We start from the raw sequence: 18,507 nt of genomic DNA, 5'->3' as shown, positions 1-18,507 counted from the left end.
CTCTGCATCAATTTTTTTTCTACTTTTGCATCCCGCTTCGGAGGAAGGGAAAAGGTTGAAATGATGAGGTAGGAGGGCTTGAAATTATTTTAAAATATTTCTTGCGGGTGAGGAAAAAGTGATTACCTTTGCAACCCTGTTCGGAAGGAACGGGAAAGAATGAAAAGCTGGGTTWAGGGATTTGAAAGGGCTGAAAAAATAAAAAATATTTTATTTGGAAGTTAAAAAAAGATTCTTACCTTTGCACTCCCAACGATAACGAAGGGAAAACAAACCGGAACGGCGGATGCCGGAAAGGATAAAAAAAGATTGAAATRAGCGTTTAAGAAACGGAAGACTAAYAAGACTTCAGCAGATTAAAAGCTTAACGATATAWAAAAGGCCGCCGCGAGGTACTGTGCCGAACAAGTTCTTAAAAGAGATGTCAATGTAGCGCAAGCGAGGTAATAAAGTACGGATTCAAGTACAGAATACCGGAGCTTGATTTTAAAGTCAATGTCTGACAGACATAATTAAAAAAGAAGACTATTTTTAACAATAGTTAAAACTGGTCAGTATTAAACAACAACATTTTACAATGGAGAGTTTGATCCTGGCTCAGGATGAACGCTAGCGGCAGGCCTAATACATGCAAGTCGAACGATACCAAGAGGCTTGCTTCTTGGAAAAGTGGCGCACGGGTGCGTAACGCGTATGCAACCTACCTTAATCAGGGGGATAGCCCGAAGAAATTCGGATTAACACCGCATAAAAACACAGAATAGCATTATTCAATGTTCAAATATTTATAGGATTAAGATGGGCATGCGTGTCATTAGCTAGTTGGCGGGGTAACGGCCCACCAAGGCGACGATGACTAGGGGATCTGAGAGGATGACCCCCCACACTGGTACTGAGACACGGACCAGACTCCTACGGGAGGCAGCAGTAAGGAATATTGGTCAATGGAGGCAACTCTGAACCAGCCATGCCGCGTGCAGGAAGACGGCCCTATGGGTTGTAAACTGCTTTTATCCGGGAATAAACCTTTCTACGTGTAGAGAGCTGAATGTACCGGAAGAATAAGGATCGGCTAACTCCGTGCCAGCAGCCGCGGTAATACGGAGGATCCAAGCGTTATCCGGATTTATTGGGTTTAAAGGGTGCGTAGGCGGCCTGTTAAGTCAGAGGTGAAAGACGGTAGCTCAACTATCGCAGTGCCTTTGATACTGACGGGCTTGAATGAACTAGAGGTAGGCGGAATGAGACAAGTAGCGGTGAAATGCATAGATATGTCTCAGAACACCGATTGCGAAGGCAGCTTACTATGGTTTTATTGACGCTGAGGCACGAAAGCGTGGGGATCAAACAGGATTAGATACCCTGGTAGTCCACGCCCTAAACGATGAATACTCGCTGTTAGCGATATACAGTTAGCGGCTAAGCGAAAGCGTTAAGTATTCCACCTGGGGAGTACGCTCGCAAGAGTGAAACTCAAAGGAATTGACGGGGGCCCGCACAAGCGGAGGAGCATGTGGTTTAATTCGATGATACGCGAGGAACCTTACCCGGGCTTGAAAGTTAGTGAATTATTCAGAGATGAATAAGTGAGCAATCACACGAAACTAGGTGCTGCATGGCTGTCGTCAGCTCGTGCCGTGAGGTGTTGGGTTAAGTCCCGCAACGAGCGCAACCCCTATGTTTAGTTGCCAGCATGTAATGATGGGGACTCTAAACAGACTGCCTGTGCAAACAGAGAGGAAGGAGGGGACGACGTCAAGTCATCATGGCCCTTACGTCCGGGGCTACACACGTGCTACAATGGATGGTACAGAGGGCAGCTAGCTGGCAACAGTATGCGAATCTCACAAAGCCATTCACAGTTCGGATTGGGGTCTGCAACTCGACCCCATGAAGTTGGATTCGCTAGTAATCGCGTATCAGCAATGACGCGGTGAATACGTTCCCGGGCCTTGTACACACCGCCCGTCAAGCCATGGAAGTTGGGGGTACCTAAAGTATGTAACCGTAAGGAGCGTCCTAGGGTAAAACCGATAACTGGGGCTAAGTCGTAACAAGGTAGCCGTACCGGAAGGTGCGGCTGGAATACCTCCTTTCTGGAGCAGAGTTGACTACTCGCTGCGCAACATGATACTCTAAAAAAAAGTTATAAGTGGTAAGTTTAAAAGACCAGAGCCGAAAGGCCGGCGGTCGGATAGCTTTAATACTGCTTTATACAAAAACAAACAAAAGAAACACCCAGAAGAAATGACGGTTGTCCCAATAACCAAAAAGACATCGGCACTGACGACTAGGTAAGCAAAAGGAAGCGGTAGCGGTAATATACTAACGCTAACCAAAAGCGGCCTTACAGACAGTCCCGTAGCTCAGCCTGGTTAGAGCACTACACTGATAATGTAGGGGTCTCCAGTTCAAATCTGGACGGGACTACTTTAATAATCCTGGGGGATTAGCTCAGCTGGCTAGAGCGCCTGCCTTGCACGCAGGAGGTCAACGGTTCGACTCCGTTATTCTCCACTACCGGGCTTTTAAAGCTCAGAGGTATGAAGACCAAAGCTGAAAGCTTTCAAAAAACAGGCAAATCAARTTACCGGGATAGGTAATCTACATTGACATGATTAAAAGAAGAAGAAACGCCATTGGGGCACATATATATTAAGATGTATATGAAACGGTTCGAGACCGCAGTTTTTTACTAACAAGAGAAAGCTAAAGGCTTGAGCGCAGACAATGAAACCTGCAATCTTATACCCTTTACCTGATTTTGGTAAAGTTCTTTGACATATTGGAAGAAGTTAAAAAAGAAGAGCAAACAACAATAGGCGACTGTTGTGTTTGTGCTCACTTGGARGRAGAGCAATCGACTGATAAGTATGAGACATCATAACAAGAGCAAAAAAGCATACTATACGGCGCAAAAGGCGTATAAGTAGAAGAAAGTAATAAAGAGTACACGGGGGATGCCTTGGCTCTCAGAGGCGATGAAGGACGTGATAAGCTGCGATAAGCTTCGGGTATTTGCAAATAGGAATTAATCCGAAGATTTCCGAATGGGGCAACCCGGCATGTTGAAGACATGTCACATATAATGAGCAAACCTGCCGAACTGAAACATCTAAGTAAGCAGAGGAAGAGAAAATAATAATGATTTCCTAAGTAGTGGCGAGCGAACGGGAAAGAGCCCAAACCTACTTTGTTACGGCAAAGTGGGGGTTGTAGGACTACGATGTGGTATTAACAAACAGAAGTGGAACGGGATGGGAAGCCCGGCGATACAAGGTGATAGCCCTGTACACGTATAGAATGTTAGCCTAGTAGTATCCTGAGTACCGCGAGGTCGGAGACGCCTTGTGGGAATCTGCCGGCACCATCCGGTAAGGCTAAATACTCCTGAGAGACCGATAGTGAACCAGTACCGTGAGGGAAAGGTGAAAAGAACCCCGAACAGGGGAGTGAAATAGAACCTGAAACCGTGTACTTACAAGCGGTCGGAGCGTCCAGGTGGCGTGACGGCGTGCCTTTTGCATAATGAGCCTACGAGTTACTCTTCTCTGGCAAGGTTAAGTGTTTAAGACACGGATCCGAAGCGAAAGCGAGTCTGAATAGGGCGTATAGTCAGAGGAGGTAGACGCGAAACCTTGTGATCTACCCATGGACAGGTTGAAGGTGCGGTAACACGTACTGGAGGACCGAACCGATAAACGTTGAAAAGTTTCCGGATGATCTGTGGGTAGGGGTGAAAGGCTAATCAAACTGGGAAATAGCTCGTACTCCCCGAAATGTTTTTAGGAACAGCGTGGATATTAAGTTTAATAGAGGTAGAGCTACTGATTGGGTGCGGGGGAGTCAAATCCTACCAAATCCAGACAAACTCCGAATGCTATTAAATATGGTCTGCAGTGAGGCCCGGGGTGCTAAGGTCACGGGCCGAGAGGGAAAGAACCCAGACCATCAGCTAAGGTCCCTAAGTGTACGCTAAGTTGAACTAACGAGGTCCGATTGCACAGACAGCTAGGATGTTGGCTTGGAAGCAGCCATTCATTTAAAGAGTGCGTAACAGCTCACTAGTCGAGCGATCGGGCATGGATAATAAACGGGCATTAAGTGTATCACCGAAGCTATGGGATTGAAATATATCGGTAGGGGAGCATTCTATATGCGGTGAAGGTATCTGGTAATGGGTGCTGGAGCGTATAGAAAAGCAAATGTAGGCATAAGTAACGATAAGGCGGGAGAGAAACCCGCCCACCGAAAGGATAAGGTTTCCTGATCAACGCTAATCGGATCAGGGTTAGTCGGGTCCTAAGGAGAACCCGAAAGGGACATTCGATGGACAACTGGTTAATATTCCAGTACTTTTTATAACTGCGATGTGGGGACGGAGTAGTGACACTGCCGCGAACTGACGGAATAGTTCGTTAAAGGTTGTAGGTATATCGATGGTAGGCAAATCCGCCAACGATGCTGAAAACTAATAGTACCGCGAGGCTTCGGCTGAGTGGATAGAGCAGGTAAACAGACTTCCAAGAAAAACCGCTAAGCTTCAGGTTATAAAAACCCGTACCGCAAACCGACACAGGTATCCGGGAAGAGAATTCTAAGGTGCTCGAGTGAATCATGGCTAAGGAACTCGGCAAAATGGCCCTGTAACTTCGGGAGAAGGGGCGCTTGCAGCAATGTAAGCCGCAGTGAAAAGGCCCAGGCGACTGTTTAACAAAAACACATGGCTTTGCAAAATCGAAAGATGAAGTATAAGGCCTGACACCTGCCCGGTGCTGGAAGGTTAAGAGGGGATGTTAGTCGCAAGGCGAAGCATTGAATCGAAGCCCCAGTAAACGGCGGCCGTAACTATAACGGTCCTAAGGTAGCGAAATTCCTTGTCGGGTAAGTTCCGACCTGCACGAATGGTGTAACGATCTGGGCGCTGTCTCAGCCATGAGCTCGGTGAAATTGTGGTCCCGGTGAAGACGCCGGGTACCCGCAACGGGACGGAAAGACCCCATGCACCTTCACTACAATTTAACATTGACATTGGATACAGGATGTGTAGGATAGGTGGGAGGCTTTGAAGCGGCGTCGCTAGGCGTCGTGGAGCCAACGTTGAAATACCACCCTTTCTGTATTCGGTGTCTAATCCCGCAAAGCGGGAGACATTGTTTGATGGGTAGTTTGACTGGGGTGGTCGCCTCCAAAAAGGTAACGGAGGCTTTCAAAGGTAAGCTCAATACGCTTGGTAACCGTATGAGGAGTGCAATAGCATAAGCTTGCTTGACTGTGAGACAGACAAGTCGATCAGGGTCGAAAGACGGATATAGTGATCCGGTGGTTCTGCATGGAAGGGCCATCGCTCAAAGGATAAAAGGTACGCTGGGGATAACAGGCTGATCTCCCCCAAGAGCTCATATCGACGGGGAGGTTTGGCACCTCGATGTCGGCTCGTCACATCCTGGGGCTGGAGAAGGTCCCAAGGGTTCGGCTGTTCGCCGATTAAAGTGGCACGCGAGCTGGGTTCAGAACGTCGCGAGACAGTTCGGTCCCTATCTGTTGTGGGCGTAGGAATTTTGAGTGGGGCTGACCTTAGTACGAGAGGACCGGGTTGGACTAGCCTCTAGTGAATCTGTTGTTCCGCCAGGGGCATTGCAGAGTAGCTACGCTGGGAATAGATAAGCGCTGAAAGCATCTAAGTGCGAAACTAGCCACGAGATGAGAATTCCATATAGGACCGTAGAAGACTACTACGTTGATAGGTTACAGATGTAAAGCTGGTGACAGCATAGTCGAGTAATACTAATCATCCGAAGCTTTCAAAGCTCAACACAACTTGTTGTTTGTTCTTCAAAACTTAACTTCTTTCAATAATATGTCATTTAAGTGGTGAGTGATAAGTTATCGGTTGTAAGTAGCAATATTTATAACTTGATACTTAAAACCTGACCCTTATTTAAAAACCTTTAGGTGCCTATATCGGTGGTGTCCACCTCTTCCCATTCCGAACAGAGAAGTTAAGCCCACCAGAGCCGATGGTACTGCGGTAACACGTGGGAGAGTAGGTCGGTGCCAAATCTTAAACTGCATAAAATGCAGCTTAACAAGAACCCTTGCAGTAACAACTGCAGGGGTTTCTTCGTTTAAAGACTTAAGCGCAAAAACTTAAGCGCAAAGACTAAAGCTGAAAGGGCAAGAATAGATCGGAAGAGCACGCACGTGGGAGAGTAGGTCGGTGCCAAATCTTAAACTGCATAAAATGCAGCTTAACAAGAACCCTTGCAGTAACAACTGCAGGGGTTTCTTCGTTTAAAGACTTAAGCGCAAAAACTTAAGCGCAAAGACTAAAGCTGAAAGGGCAAGAATGCAAAGACTAAAGCTGAAAGACTAAAGTTGAAAGGCCAAAGCGAATTCATTTGGCTGTTTTACTGGTGAGCACAGGTAGTTGACCGTGCCGGGGAAACAGGCGGGATTAGGTACCACCGGAACCGGCTTCCCTAAACCCGATGGCAGCGGAAATCCTTTTTGGCTGCACGAAACCTTCACTTCCTCCAACACACGCAGCCCAAAAAGATTGCAGCAAACAGCGGGGCTGCAGTACTTATGGAAAACCACCACTCTTTTGCCCAAAAATTTCAATAAAATGTTTTTATCTAGTACTCAATAGACTGGGCAAACTTACCAGCTTATAGACTGGGCAAACTTACCAGCTTACTACTCCAACACACGCAGCCCAAAAAGATTGCAGCAAACAGCGGGGCTGCAGTACTTATGGAAAACCACCACTCTTTTGCCCAAAAATTTCAATAAAATGTTTATTATCTAGTCTGAGGTACGCACCGAATATTCTTAGTATCTAGAAATTAGTATTAATACGTAAACACTAAAATATTTTCAAAGCATCGGCGTTGGATACACGTTGGCAAACCATTTACTTTTTGTAGTGAGAAATAGCTTGTTAAAAAATGCTAAAATATTTACCCTGGATACAATAAAACCGTATTATTGTAATATTACGTACCTGTTGATATGATACTTATTAAATTTAAGCGGTCACTATTTTGCTGCTTTTTCTTAGTGTTGAATTCGATTGCTTTTGCGCAAAATAAAAATGTGCAGTTGCCTCCGAACTGGTTTAACCTGGATTTTGCCGAACATGGTTTTTTCGGTATCAGTACTGAAAAGGCTTATCGTGATATTTTAAAGAATAAGCCTTTAGGTAAGAATATTATTGTTGCTGTAATTGATGGCGGTGTAGATATTAGCCACCAGGATTTGAAAGACAATTTATGGACGAACCGAAAGGAAATTCCAGGTAATGGTATTGACGACGATGGAAATGGCTATGTGGACGATATTCATGGCTGGAATTTTATAGGTTCTAAGAAGGGAAATTTGGAATTTGATAACCTTGAGTTGGTTAGGTTATTAAGGATATACAGGCCAAAATATCAGTCGACGACAAATTTGACGCCGCTTGATAGCGTTCAGAAAGAAGAATTTAAGCTGTATAAAAAGCTGGTTGGCGATTTTGGCAAAAAATATGAAGATGCCAGTAACACTTTTGCCGTACTGATTGCGATTAATAAGGTGCTGGATTCGGTCTCCAAAACCACCAGAAAAGCGATCTTAACATATGAAGATATAGAAAATTATAAGCCCGACGACGAGGTTGAGGAGCAGGTTAAAACCATTATCAGGAAGGGTTCGAAGGATGATGGTGGCTTCGATAAATTTTATAAAAATATTAAGGATGGTTACAAGCAATATGATGCCATGCTTAAATATAACCTAAATCCGAAGTACGACATGCGGGCTGAATTGGTTGGAGATGACTATGCGAATTCCAATCAAAAAAATTATGGAAACAACGATGTAAAAGGCCCGGATGCTTTGCATGGCACACATGTGTCCGGCATTATCGCAGCTAACAGAAATAATAATCTGGGGGTTCTGGGTGTTGCAAATAATGTCTCTATAATGGCAATCAGAGTTGTGCCTACCGGCGATGAACGTGATAAAGATGTCGCGAATGGAATCAGGTATGCGGTTGATAATGGTGCAAAGGTTATCAATATGAGTTTTGGGAAATCTTATAAATGGGATAAAAAGGTAGTTGATGAAGCTGTTAAATATGCAGAGCGCAAGGGTGTACTGCTTGTTCATGCTGCTGGAAACGACAATCAGAATAACGATATAGAGGAAAACTTTCCAAATAAGTTTTATGAAAGTGCTGAAGCCGAGGCCTATAAAATTGCACATAAAAAACCATCGTTAGCTGATTTTACACCACCTAAGCCAATGGCTCAAAATAACGGGATGGGCATGAGGCCATCTGTAGCAAGTCCATCAGTTATAAAAACGGCGCCAATTGATTCTGCAAAATATCAGTTGCCGCATGCATCGAACTGGATTGAAGTTGGCGCAAGTGCTTATAAGGATGATGACAACCTAAAAGCCGACTTTTCCAATTACGGGAAATACACTGTAGATGTTTTTGCGCCTGGATTCTTGATCAACTCTACAGTTCCGGGTGATAAATATGAAGAATTGGATGGCACTAGTATGGCTTCTCCGGTTGTTTCGGGTTTGGCTGCGTTAATTTTATCATACTACCCGTATTTGCAACCAGCTCAGATTCGCGAAATCATCATGAAATCAGTTACGAAGGTTCCACACAAGATTAAATTTAAGAATGAAAAAGGTGAGAATGTTCGTGTGCTCTTCAGCGATATCTGCGTGAGCGGCGGCATTGTGAATGCTTACAATGCATTAAAGCTTGCGGAAACGTATAAGCCGTAATTTTTGCGAGGTTTTACCTTGTGCAATTATTTTTTAATTGTTTTTAGAAACTCCTGAAAAGTGCCGAAGGGATAGTTTTTTGATTTCATCCAGGCAATAAAGTCTTCCATTCTTTCTATCATTTTAAGGCCGGTATTTTTTGTAACATACCCGGGAAACCCAAAGCGTTCAAAATTATCCAAATCGGTAAATTCCCAGGGGTGAAAATAAACGTTAAGGTATCGGTCTTTTTTGTAAGTCCACTTTACGAGTGCTTTATAAATGCCAAGTGGTAAGTTGTGGAATGAAAGCCAGAACAAAGGAAACCTAATTAGAGGCGTAACGGAAGCGGGAATCTGCAACACATTCTCTTTATTAAAATATGTTCTCGAAACCTGCAGGTTGTTATATCTTCCGGGTAAAAAAGTAGGGTTAATAGACGTATTGTAGCTGTATCCGGCTTTTTCAATTTCCTTTTCATCAACAGGCATCATTCTTGCCATCCTATACCCAATAACCTCTTTTCCTGAAAGTTCTTCGAGTTTTAACTTAGATTGTAATAGATGTTCAGGTTTAAAATCAGAGTGATAATAACCATGAGATGCAAGTTCATGCCCGCTTTCTGTAATTCTTTTTATTAAATCAGGAATGTTTTCTGCAAAAGTTACGGTACAAAAAAACGTTGCTTTTACCCTGAGTTTATCCAGAATATCAAGTATGGCGATTGTTCCTTCTCTGGAAATTGAGATTTGATCGGCAAAAGAAATGTCTCTACCATATTCAAAAGGCATGTCGAATTCTTCAATATCAAAGCTTAAAAGCACCATTATTTTCCAGGTAAGTTTGTTGAACGAATGATATAATTTGGTCGGTTTTTCGATTGCATAAACATTTTGCCTACATAAATTCCGATTATACCTAAAATAATTAATTGCAGGCCGCCGAAGAAAACGATTGTCATAATAACTGAAGCCCAGCCAGAAACTTCTACATTGTTTGCGAATGCGTAAATGATGTATGGAATGTAAAGAACCGATGCAAACGACAATGTAAAGCCTAAATAAACGGCCGAGTAAAGTGGTTTGATACTGAATGATGTTACGCCATGAAGCGCCAGGCTGAACATTTTCTTTAAGGTATATTTGCTTTTACCCGAGAATCGTGATGCAGGATTGTATCTGATTGCATATTGTTTAAAACCCAGCCACTTAACCAAACCCCTTAAAAAAGGTTCATTCTCGTGGAAATTTCTGAATACGTTTACCACCTTCTGGTCCAACAGGCGAAAATCAGCAGCGCCTGGCTCCAATTCGATGTCGGAAAGCCAGTTGAGGATTTTGTAAAAAAGACTTGAGGAACTTCTTTTTCCCTTTGATAAGTTAGTATCTTCTTCTCTAATGGTATAAACAACTTCAAAACCTTCTTCCCATTTTTTGAGCATTTCCGGGATTATTTCGGGCGGATGCTGCATATCACAATCCATTGAGATTACACAATCTCCAAAGGCATGGTCCATGCCTGCCTTTACAGCAAGCTGATGGCCGAAATTTTTAGAAAATTCGAGAAAAAAAACGTTGTCTGCTGTTTCGGCGTAGTCTCTAATTTTTTGAAGCGTTTCATCAGCGCTGCCATCATCAACCAGAAGGAGTTCGTAACTGTAATTAGTTGCCGAAAAAACCTGCTTAATGCTTTCTGCAATCACAAAAATATTATCGGCTTCGTTGTAAGCGGGGATAACGATTGAAACTAACTTTTTCATTTATCAGCAATCAAATAAGATTCGAAATCTTCTTTCATCATTTGATAAATAATAGTTAACCAAATGATGATGCAAGGTAGGGCTTTGAGCGAATATAGGCGAATAAATTCTTTAACAGCTTTAGGGAAAATGTCTGTTGGCGATAAACTGGTTAATATAAATGCAAAAATAAAAAGTGAAACTGTTAAACTGCTTTTCGGATTTGGTTGTACAACAAACCAGATTGCAACCCCTGCAAAAGCGATGATATAAGTTGGAGATTCGGAGCCACTACTAAATATTACTGTAAAAAGCAGCGTGGAAGCCAGTAACATTAATTTGAAAGCCAGGTGTTTATATTGCTTTATCCGTAAATACGGTAGCGCAAAAAGCAAAACACCTCCAATTAAAAACGGGCTGTTTGGAATGTTTACATTCCCCGAAATTCTGCGAAACATGCCCATTAAAGAAATGTCCTGAAACGACCTTAATGAGGCATTTGTAGCATTCTTATGAACAAGCGAATGGTACCAATCCTGATAAGAGTTGATTATAAAAGTTGGCGATGAGATTAACATTGGTAGGGCGAATAACAGTAAAAGAGCTGCTAAACCGGCTACAATGAGCTTCATTTTGTTCTTGGTGAAGAAAAAAAACGCTAAACCAACAATACCGTACAGCTTAATCAATGTTCCGAAGGCAATGAAAAAAGCAGATTGAACTTCCTTTTTCTTAATCATGGAAGAACAGCTCAATATTATGGTTCCCGTTAGGGCAATATTAAACTGGAAACTGAACAAGGCCGTTAAGGTTTCGTGTGCGCAAATCCAAGCAATTACAGAGCGTTTGTGTATTGAAATTGGCAAACTGTAAATGCCCCACAATAAAATTATAACGTTAAAAATATTCCACAAAATTGTTCCGATGCTGTCAGGTAAAATGGCAAACGGTGCGATTAAAATCGCAAATAACGGCCCATAATGATTGCTATCTAAATATTCGGTGTAGTCAGCGTATAAATTTTGCATGCTACTTGCATGCCAGTAAACATATTTGAATATTAAGTAGTTATTGAAGCTGTGGTGGAGATATTGTTTTAGCGCAGCAATTACAGCCATCAACACGTAAACGCCTACAATAAATTGCCGTTTTAGCAATATCGAAATAACTTGCCGCAAAGTAAATTTCCTGATAGGATTCATTATGATTAGTGTTGCAATATAAGAATTATTAGTATCGAAATATTTTGGGTGGTACAAAAGTTTGCTTAAAAAAAATTAAATGATAACTTTATGCAAACGGTTGCATAAATCTAATCTTATCCTATTCTATGTTTTTACTCGGTATCGATATCGGAACATCTTCGATTAAAGTTTCTGTTGTAGATGTGAAAACACAAACATGTGTTGCATCAACTCAGTACCCGGAAAAAGAAGTAGAAATAAAATCTATTGAAAAGGGTTGGGCTGAGCAATCGCCCGAAGAATGGTGGACGAACACCAAAAAAGCGATTGAGCAGCTGAGCAATTCAGCGCAGATTGATTTAAAAAAAATTAAGGCCATCGGCATTGCATATCAAATGCATGGATTGGTTGTGGTAGATAAGTTACAAAACGTTTTGCGGGATAGTATCATTTGGTGCGATAGCAGGGCGGTATCCATCGGCGAAAAGGCTTTTGATGAAATTGGCAGAGAAAAATGTCTCCATCATCTGCTAAATGCTCCGGGCAATTTTACTGCGTCAAAATTGGCTTGGGTTGCAAAAAACGAACCTGAGATTTACCGAAGAATAGATAAAATAATGTTGCCTGGCGATTTCATTGCCATGAAACTAACCGGGCAAATAGCTACCAGTATTTCGGCGCTTTCTGAAGGAATATTTTGGGATTTCAGCGCAAAAGAAATCTCGAAAGACATTCTACAATACTACAACTTTGATAAGGATTTGATTCCAGAAGTAAAACCTGTGTTTTCTAATCACGGTTACCTGAAAGATGAAATTGCAGAAGAATTAGGTCTAATTCCGGGTGTTATTGTTGGGTATAAATCTGGCGATCAGCCAAATAATGCCTTATCGCTAAACGTTTTACGACCAGGAGAAGTGGCCGCAACCGCCGGAACATCGGGCGTTATTTACGGCGTTAGCGATGGTTTGCCATCTGATAAGCAATCGAGGATTAACACCTTTGCGCATGTGAATTACACCACCGACAGCCAACATACTGGCGTTCTACTCTGCATAAACGGCACCGGGAGCATGTACAGGTGGGCAAAAAGTTGTTTCGCTCCAGATAAGTCTTATCAGGAACTTAACCATTTGGCGGCTTCTGCCCCAATTGGCAGCAAAGGATTGATGGTACTACCTTTCGGCAACGGCGCAGAGCGGATGCTGAATAATAAATATACCGGTGCCCAAGTACTAGGCATTGATTTAAACACGCACACAAGCGCAGATATTTTCAGAGCTGTACAGGAGGGAATTGCATTCGCATTCCGTTACGGATTGGATATTATGCGTGAAAACGGCATGCAGCCAAAAGTTATCAGAGCTGGAAAAACAAACTTATTTTTAAGCGAAGTTTTTACCCAAACGTTTGTTGATGTAACGAATACGCCTGTTGAATTATACGAAAATGATGGCAGCGTTGGTGCAGCAATCGGTGCGGGCATAGGTGCCGGGATTTTTAACAATTTAGAGGATGCTTTTAAAGATCATAAACTGATAAAACGGATTGAGACAAAAAACGTTGACAAATACGAGCCCATCTATCAGGAATGGAAACAAATTTTACTTCAAAAAATATAAATATAATAACATGGGAAAAGTATTAACTGGCACGAAAGAATTTTTTAAAGGCATTGAACAAATTCAGTTTGAAGGGTTGGAAAGCGACAATCCTTTAGCATTTAGATGGTACGATGCAAATAAGATTGTTGCAGGTAAAACGATGACCGAACATTTTAAGTTCGCCTGCGCTTACTGGCATTCTTTCAACGGCAATGGGAGTGACCCATTCGGTGGGCCAACGCATGTTTTCCCTTGGGATGAGAAAAAAGACGTTATCGCAAGAGCAAAAGATAAAATGGATGCAGCTTTTGAATTTATCACTAAAATGCAAATTCCGTATTACTGTTTCCATGATGTAGATGTGGTTGATTACGGCGATGACGTAGTAGAAAATGAGAATAGGCTGCAGACACTTGTAGAATATGCGCAACAAAAACAGGCTGAAAGTGGCGTTAAATTGCTTTGGGGAACGGCAAATCTCTTCAGCCACAAATGGTATATGAACGGCGCATCTACAAATCCTGATTTTCATGTTTTGGCACATGCCGGTGCGCAGGTAAAATCTGCATTGGATGCAACAATAGCTTTGGGCGGCGAAAACTACGTTTTCTGGGGCGGAAGAGAAGGCTACATGAGTTTGTTAAATACAAACATGAAGCGTGAACAGGAACATTTGGCAAAATTTTTACACACCGCTAAAGACTATGCAAGAAAGCAGGGTTTTAAAGGCACTTTCTTTATAGAGCCAAAACCCTGCGAGCCCTCAAAACACCAATATGATTACGATGCAGCAACTGTAAAGAGCTTTTTGCAGGAATACGATTTGCTGGGCGACTTCAAATTAAACTTAGAAGTGAACCATGCAACCTTAGCTGGGCATACTTTTCAGCACGAATTACAGGTCGCGGTAGATAGTGGTTTGCTTGGCTCAATTGACGCCAATCGTGGCGATTACCAGAACGGTTGGGACACCGATCAGTTTCCTAATGATATTAACGAACTTACTGAAGCGATGATTATTATTTTGGAGGGTGGCGGTTTACAGGGTGGAGGCGTAAATTTCGACGCTAAAATCCGAAGGAATTCTACTGATGCGGAAGATTTATTTTATGCCCACATTGGCGGCATGGATATCTTTGCACGTGCATTAATTACTGCTGATGCAATTCTACAGAAGTCTGATTACAAAAAGATCAGAAATGAGCGGTATGCATCTTTTGATGCCGGGAAAGGTGCAGAATTTGAAGCCGGGACGTTATCACTTGAAGATTTGAGAAATTATGCCGCAGAAAATGGCGAGCCGAAGGTTATCAGCGGTAAACAAGAGTATCTTGAAAATATCATAAACAGATACATCTAAAACAGTTTGAAAAAAACGACAATTTATGATATTGCCAGCGCGTTAAATACAAACGTTTCGACAGTTTCGCGGGCTTTAAGCGGCTTTCCGGGAATAAGCGATGCAACCAGGAAAGCCGTTATTGAAACGGCAAAAAGGCTTAATTATAGTCCGAATAAACTTGCCTCAGCGCTAAAATCAGGGAAAACTTATATCATTGGGGTAATTGTTCCATCGGTGGAAGCGCACTTTTTCGCTACAATTATCGACAGTTTGGAAGAAGGCCTCAAGAATAGTGGTTACCGGATTATCCTCTACCAGTCGAAAGAGTCTTTAGTAAAAGAATTAGAAGGTGTTAAAGCATTGCTGGAAGCGCAGGTAGACGGAATAATTGCATCGATGTCGTTAGAAACGGATGATGTCAGCCATTTTCAGGAAATTATAAATCAAAATAAGCCATTAATCATTTTCGATCGTGTAAATCGGCCGCTTGCGGTGCCAACAATCACGCTGAATGATTATAGAGCGGGTTTTCTGGCAGCAGAGCATCTGATAAAAAATGGCTACAGAAAGATTGCCTTTCTCACCACTACGCAACAGATTAAAATATTCGAGCAAAGGTTAAATGGTTACAAAGCCGCCTTGGCTCAATATAACATTCCTTTAAAACACGATTACATCGTATTTGGTACGCTCTCAATAGCCGCTGGAAGGGAAAGTTTGAAGCGCTTATTTGATAATCAGATAAAACCTGATGCAGTTATCGCCGGAGATGATTTTACTGCCCTTGGTGTGATGCAGTATTTGAAAGACATAAACATCACGCCGCCAGAAATTGGTGTGATTGGTTTCGCAAATGAAACTTTCTCAGCCTATATTACGCCATCATTAACAACCATCGAGCAATTTCCAGCCAATATGGGTGAGGCTTGTGCCAAAATGTTTCTCCAAATGGTTCAGCAGGTGCAACCTTACGATAACATTAAACATTGCGTGATTGAACCAGTCGTAATCGAGCGTAATTCGACCAAAAGACGATAAATATTAATCTTCGAACCTTGAAAATGCATCAATAATTTTCATTACTGTAATGGCTTCGTATATTGAGCAGGGATTTGGCTCTTGCCCATTAATGTAGCGCACAACGCTTTCAATCATTGGCTGCTCAATGTGCTCAGGATGTTGAAAATTAAACAACTCTTCACCAGCTGCAGTTTTTAGTAAAATCGACTTGCCGAAAACTGCAAATTTAATGCTTCCCTCACTGCCGATGATTTCACAAACATCCGTAGTTTCAGATTCAGAAACATCGAAACACCAGGAACCGTTGAAGACAATCTGATGCTGGAAAACTATACTTCCGGAAACCTTGTCGGCAACATCGTTAATGCTTTTGCGTAAACTGAAACCTTCATACTTTAGCGGTTCTCCAAAAAAATATAACATTAAATCAAGTTGATGTGGAGAAAGATCATGGAAGTAACCGCCACCTGATATTTGAGGATCTGTGCGCCAGTTCCCGGCATTTTTGGTCACAATTTCAGGTTTCGCACTTTGCCACATTTTAAGTTGCACGGTTCGTATTTCGCCAATAGCCTGCTTATCGAGCAAATCTTTAACCTTTAAAAATAATGGTACTTTCCGGCGATAGTGGGCAACAACCAATTTTCCATTGTATTGTTCAACTGCGGTTGCCATTTGCAAAGCTTCGTTGGTATTTAACGAAACTGGTTTTTCTACATAAACCGGAAGGCCCTTTTTTAATGCAGCAAGTGTGTATTTCAGATGCGATGATGGCGGGGTCGCAATGTAAATGGCATCAACGTTCTCATTGTTGATTAATTCATCCGCATCGCTATACCATTTTTCAACTTTATGTCGTTTGGCATAATCCTCTGCTTTCGCTGCGTCGCGGCGCATTACAGCCAAAAGTTTGCTGTTTGCAACTTTGTTAAATGCGGGTCCGCTTTTTTGTTCTGTTACATCGCCACAGCCAATTATTCCCCAGTTTATTGTCTTAATCATTGCATATATTTTCACCCACCAGTTCAAAAGTTAATTAAACTGAGGTTTGGTATAAATTCAGACGATAAAATTACTAAATATAAGTTAACACGGGCTAAATGAAGGTGCAAAGCGAAAGGGATGCTAATGTTCAAAATTGATAAAACAAAAAGGCTATGATTAAGACTTGATTTGAACTGTGCCAAACCATGCGCAATCATAGCCGTTATGCGTTAGGCAAATTTAGCTGCCTTAAATCCGTTTAGATTCATCTACAGGTTCTTGCATTTTACCCATCTGCTCGGCCTGCAAGCGGTCTGGCGTAATGTTACCAAGGGTTACCTGCACTTTATTTTTAAAGCCAGAAACGACCATATCTTTACCGGCTTTCATCGCTTCGTAACCGTCTTTTGCCACTTCTGCGGGGTCAGCCAATTCCGTTTCCTGAACAATTTTTGCTTCGAGCATATCTGCTTTATTAAAGAAATCGGTATCTGTTGCGCCCGGTAAAAGAGAGGTTACGGTAACTGCTGTATCTTTAAGTTCTGCTCTTATGGCCTCATTAAAAGAATGTACAAACGCCTTGGTGCCATGGTAAACCGCTTGATAAGGCCCTGGCGCTTTGCCGGCGATTGACGCTAAGTTTAAAATTTTTCCTGCGTTTCGTTCTACCATTTCTTTTACATAAAGTTTGGTAAGGGTAACCAGTGAGGCAATATTCAGCTGGATGATATCGAGTTCGCGACTAAGATCTGTTTCTATAAATTTACCATAAACACCTTGGCCTGCATCGTTCACCAGAACATCAATTTGAATGCCTCTACTATTTAATTCCTCGTACAACTCGAAGGCTGCATTCGGTTTGAACAAGTCTTTGCTAACGGTAATCACTTCAACGCCTTCCTGCTCCAGAATTGTAGCTGTGCGCTTCAGGTCATCTTCGGTTCTTGCCACAATAACCAGGTTAAATTTGTCTTTGGCAAAAAGTTTCGCCAATTCCAGCCCGATGCCGCTGGTTGCACCCGTTATGAGTGCGAAATGTTTTGTGCTTTCCATAATGATTAATTCTTAAATATATTCTTCGATAGTTACCGAATCGATTCTTAAAAGGTTGATGTATTATTTTAACACCTTTTTTTTTGTGAAGGTTTTCCTTAAATCATTTTTCATCGTTTATCCGGTGTCAGCACAACTTCATTTGAAAAAACTGATATTATTTAAGGGTTGCAAGACTGAAATTTTTGCAGTGCGAAATGCAAAAATTTCAGAAAATCTGCAATTTTTTCTTCTGCGAAGCTTTGGCATAACACTTGTAAAAAGCCTATTGTGGAGGCTAGCATCCACAGTAATTAATTGATTTTATAGTGCATTTATTTATTTATCTAAAAATTAAAAAGAACTATGACTTTGGTTAAGTTTAATCCAGAAAAAAAGAACAATGTCTTATTGCCAGGCTTTAATGACATTTTTGAATCGGTTATGGGCGACACCTTCTTTTCAGATCGCCGGATAAGCAGTGTTCCGGCTGCTAACATTTCAGAATCGCCGGATGAATATTGCATTGAAATAGCTGCTCCGGGATTAAAGAAAGAAGATTTCAAAGTAGCGGTAGAGGGTGATTCACTCCGGATTTCTGTCGAAAAATCATCAGAACAGGTACAGGCAGATAAAGTTTACAGTAGAAAAGAATTTAGTTATCAATCTTTCTTACGTTTATTCAAACTTCCTGAAAGTACAGATGTTGAACGGATTGAGGCCAGCTACAATGATGGAATGCTCACTTTACACCTTCCAAAAAAAGCGGAAGCAAAGGCAACCACTAAACAGATTTCAATACTTTAAAAAAATGGAGCCGGTTTAAGGCTCCATTTT

The 18,507-nt window shown here is 41.9% G+C and carries 10 protein-coding genes, 2 tRNA genes and 3 rRNA genes; 10 read left to right on the top strand and 5 right to left on the bottom strand.

Annotation, left to right across the window (positions count from 1 at the left end):
• The first annotated feature begins 574 nt into the window (after positions 1 to 574).
• From ASG14_RS14505 to ASG14_RS14475, 6 genes are all read left to right on the top strand, one after another.
• A 16S ribosomal RNA gene (locus ASG14_RS14505) occupies positions 575 to 2,096 on the top strand.
• Positions 2,097 to 2,355: 259 nt separating this feature from the next.
• Positions 2,356 to 2,430 (top strand) — tRNA-Ile (locus tag ASG14_RS14500).
• A gap of 13 nt (positions 2,431 to 2,443) precedes the next feature.
• Positions 2,444 to 2,517, top strand: a tRNA-Ala gene (locus tag ASG14_RS14495).
• Between the two features lie 416 nt (positions 2,518 to 2,933).
• Positions 2,934 to 5,810: ribosomal RNA gene (locus ASG14_RS14490) — 23S ribosomal RNA — on the top strand.
• Positions 5,811 to 5,951: 141 nt separating this feature from the next.
• Positions 5,952 to 6,063 (top strand): 5S ribosomal RNA (gene rrf, locus ASG14_RS14485).
• The 16S, 23S and 5S rRNA genes sit together here with 2 tRNA genes alongside, the layout of an rRNA operon.
• A gap of 951 nt (positions 6,064 to 7,014) precedes the next feature.
• Entirely contained in the window at positions 7,015 to 8,787 is a 1,773-nt protein-coding gene (locus tag ASG14_RS14475) for a S8 family peptidase (RefSeq protein WP_056871739.1), read from the top strand.
• A gap of 26 nt (positions 8,788 to 8,813) precedes the next feature.
• Here the strand turns inward: ASG14_RS14475 and ASG14_RS14470 are convergent, their stop codons facing one another.
• From ASG14_RS14470 to ASG14_RS14460, 3 genes are read right to left on the bottom strand one after another with little or no spacing between them, the layout of a single operon-like run.
• Complete coding sequence (locus tag ASG14_RS14470; RefSeq protein WP_056871738.1) at positions 8,814 to 9,593, bottom strand: polysaccharide deacetylase family protein; 780 nt, start codon at positions 9,591 to 9,593, stop codon at positions 8,814 to 8,816.
• Positions 9,593 to 10,525, bottom strand: coding sequence for a glycosyltransferase family 2 protein (locus tag ASG14_RS14465; protein ID WP_056871737.1), 933 nt, complete (start codon positions 10,523 to 10,525; stop codon positions 9,593 to 9,595). Before ASG14_RS14465 ends, ASG14_RS14470 begins: the two co-directional genes overlap by 1 nt.
• Complete coding sequence (locus ASG14_RS14460; RefSeq protein ID WP_082491617.1) at positions 10,522 to 11,706, bottom strand: glycosyltransferase family 87 protein; 1,185 nt, start codon at positions 11,704 to 11,706, stop codon at positions 10,522 to 10,524. The genes ASG14_RS14465 and ASG14_RS14460 overlap by 4 nt, the downstream gene beginning before the upstream one ends.
• Before the next feature lie 128 nt (positions 11,707 to 11,834).
• Here ASG14_RS14460 and ASG14_RS14455 point away from each other — a divergent pair, with 128 nt between their 5' ends.
• The 3 genes from ASG14_RS14455 to ASG14_RS14445 are packed head-to-tail and all read left to right on the top strand — an operon-like array spanning position 11,835 to position 15,672.
• On the top strand, positions 11,835 to 13,310 hold the full coding sequence (locus ASG14_RS14455; RefSeq protein ID WP_056871736.1) for a xylulokinase: 1,476 nt from the start codon (positions 11,835 to 11,837) through the stop codon (positions 13,308 to 13,310).
• Positions 13,311 to 13,320: 10 nt separating this feature from the next.
• Complete coding sequence (xylA, locus tag ASG14_RS14450) at positions 13,321 to 14,652, top strand: xylose isomerase (RefSeq protein WP_056871735.1); 1,332 nt, start codon at positions 13,321 to 13,323, stop codon at positions 14,650 to 14,652.
• 6 nt (positions 14,653 to 14,658) lie between these two features.
• On the top strand, positions 14,659 to 15,672 hold the full coding sequence (locus ASG14_RS14445; protein ID WP_056871734.1) for a LacI family DNA-binding transcriptional regulator: 1,014 nt from the start codon (positions 14,659 to 14,661) through the stop codon (positions 15,670 to 15,672).
• A 3-nt stretch (positions 15,673 to 15,675) separates the two neighbouring features.
• On the opposite strand, the gene ASG14_RS14440 is transcribed toward ASG14_RS14445, so the two are convergent.
• Together ASG14_RS14440 and ASG14_RS14435 are read right to left on the bottom strand one after the other, a co-directional pair.
• Positions 15,676 to 16,656: a Gfo/Idh/MocA family protein gene (locus tag ASG14_RS14440; protein ID WP_082491598.1), complete on the bottom strand. Its 981-nt coding sequence runs from the start codon at positions 16,654 to 16,656 to the stop codon at positions 15,676 to 15,678.
• Positions 16,657 to 16,887: 231 nt separating this feature from the next.
• Positions 16,888 to 17,691, bottom strand: a complete 804-nt coding sequence (locus tag ASG14_RS14435; protein WP_056871733.1) for an SDR family oxidoreductase — start codon at positions 17,689 to 17,691, stop codon at positions 16,888 to 16,890.
• Positions 17,692 to 18,036: 345 nt separating this feature from the next.
• Between ASG14_RS14435 and ASG14_RS14425 the strand changes: the two genes are divergently transcribed.
• Positions 18,037 to 18,477: an Hsp20/alpha crystallin family protein gene (locus ASG14_RS14425; protein ID WP_056871731.1), complete on the top strand. Its 441-nt coding sequence runs from the start codon at positions 18,037 to 18,039 to the stop codon at positions 18,475 to 18,477.
• Positions 18,478 to 18,507 lie beyond the last annotated feature (30 nt).

Source organism: Pedobacter sp. Leaf194 (assembly GCF_001423945.1).
Classification (GTDB): Bacteria; Bacteroidota; Bacteroidia; order Sphingobacteriales; family Sphingobacteriaceae; genus Pedobacter.
Note: the sequence above shows the minus strand (reverse complement) of the source record. Positions and strands in the feature narration are given on the sequence as shown.